The sequence below is a fragment of the Stenotrophomonas sp. HMWF003 genome (assembly GCF_003061285.1).
In the GTDB taxonomy this organism is placed as follows: Bacteria; Pseudomonadota; Gammaproteobacteria; order Xanthomonadales; family Xanthomonadaceae; genus Stenotrophomonas; species Stenotrophomonas maltophilia_AP.
In genome coordinates, this window is the sequence record NZ_QAIW01000390.1 from 15126 (window position 1) to 17250 (window position 2125).

At 69.0% G+C, this 2125-nt stretch carries 1 protein-coding gene and 1 pseudogene; both read right to left on the reverse strand.

Annotation, left to right across the window (positions count from 1 at the left end):
* Positions 1-1290 (reverse strand): FAD-dependent oxidoreductase (locus DBR34_RS16745; RefSeq protein WP_258224033.1); only part of this gene is annotated, 1290 nt, incomplete at its 3' end.
* A 90-nt stretch (positions 1291-1380) separates the two neighbouring features.
* Positions 1381-2125 (reverse strand): annotated as a pseudogene (gene gltB, locus DBR34_RS23555) (glutamate synthase large subunit); the annotation flags it as partial.

Here is a 2125-nt window from a genome sequence, read left to right on the forward strand (position 1 = left end):
GCGGCCGTTGTGGCCGGCTTCCACGCCGCGCTCGGTCAGCCAGGCCGGGGTGCTGGGCGAGAAGCCGAAGGCGATGATCACCACGTCTGCTTCCAGCAGCGATTCGCTGCCTTCGATCGGCACCGCGTTGCGGCGGCCCTGCGCGTCGGGTTCGTCCAGGCGGGTCTCCACCACCATCACCCCGATCACCTCGTCGTCCGCGCCGGCTTCAATGGACAGCGGCTGGCGGTTGAACAGGAAGCGCACGCCTTCCTCGCGCGCGTTGGCCACTTCGCGTGCCGAGCCGGGCATGTTGGCTTCGTCGCGGCGGTAGGCGCAGGTCACCTTGGCCGCGCCCAGGCGCACCGCGCTGCGCACGCAGTCCATGCCGGTGTCGCCACCGCCCAGCACCACCACGCGCTTGCCCTCCAGGTCGGGCAGGGCGATCTGGTCTTCCCAGCCGGCAATGGGCCGGCCATGCGCGTCGCTGCCGCCGACAATGCGGCTGTTCTGCACCAGGAACGGCAGCGCCGGCAGCACGCCCTTCAGGTCCTGGCCGAGCAGGCCGCCGTCGGTGTAGCGGTAAGCACCGGTACCCACGAACACCGCGTCGTACTCGGCCAGCAGCTGGTCCACGCTGACGTCGCGGCCGATCTCCACGCCCAGCCGGAACTGCACGCCCATGCCTTCGAGCACGTTGCGGCGGCGGCTGATCACCGCCTTGTCGAGCTTGAAGCTGGGGATGCCGAACTGCAGCAGCCCGCCGATCTGTTCGTAGCGGTCATACACCACCGCCTGGATGCCGGCATGCGCCAGCTTGTCGGCGCAGGCCAGCCCGGCCGGGCCGGCACCGATCACCGCCACGCGCTTGCCGGTGGGTTCCACGGCGGTCATGTCCGGGCGCCAGCCGGTGGCCAGCGCGGTGTCCACGATGTACTTCTCGACCGCGCCGATGGTGACCGCGCCGAACTCTTCCAGCGTGCAGCTGCCTTCGCACAGGCGGTCCTGCGGACACACCCGGCCACACACTTCCGGCAGCGGGTTGGTGGAGTGGCACAGCGTGGCTGCTTCGTGGATGCGGTTTTCCTGCACCAGCTGCAGCCACTGCGGGATGGCGTTGTGCACCGGGCACTTCCAGCTGCAGTACGGGTTGCCGCAGTCCAGGCAGCGGCCGGCCTGGAACTGGGCGTCTTCCTTGCCGAACTTGCCGTACAGCTCGCCCCAGTCGCCGGACGTGCGCAGTTCGACGGGAATGCGCTGCGGCATGGTCCGGGGCAGGTCGAGGAACTGGAAGGCTTGCTTGCGGCTCATGGCTTGCTCTGTGGTGAGGTTGCCGGCCAGCGGCCGGCACTACAACGGTGGGAACACGAGGCGCCGATCGACACCGGCGCTTCTCCGCGCTTAGGCGGCGCGGCGCAGCGAGTCGGTGAGCGATTCGATGCTGGCGGCCTTGGGTTTGACCAGCCAGAACTTGCCCACGTAATCGCGGAACTCGTCGAGGATCTGCTGCGCCCAGATGCTGCCGGTCAGTTCGCGGTGGCGGCTGATCAGCGTGTGCAGGTGCTGGCGATGGTTCTCGAAGCCTTCGGCGGAAATGCGGTGGATGTCGATCAGCTCGTGGTTGTAGCGGTCCACGAAGTCACGGTCGATATCCAGCACGTAGGCCAGGCCACCGGTGAAGCCGGCACCGAAGTTCAGGCCCACCTTGCCCAGCACCAGCACGATGCCGTCGGTCATGTATTCGCAGCAGTGGTCACCGGCGCCTTCGATCACCGCCAGCGCGCCGGAGTTGCGCACGCCGAACCGCTCGCCGGCACGTCCGGCCGCGAACAGCTCGCCGCCGGTGGCACCGTACAGGCAGGTGTTGCCGATGATCGCGGTGTTGCGCGCCTCGAAGCGCGCGCCACGCGGCGGGCGCACCACCAGCCGGCCACCGGCCATGCCCTTGCCGACGTAGTCGTTGGCTTCGCCTTCGACCTCCAGCTGCAGGCCGCCCACGTTGAACGCCCCGAAGCTCTGCCCCGCGGTGCCGCGGAAACGCAGGGTCAACGGCGCATCGCTCATGCCCTGGTTGCCGTGCACGCGGGCGATCGCACCGGACAGGCGGGTGCCGATCGAGCGGTCGGTGTTGTGGATCAGGAAGCGG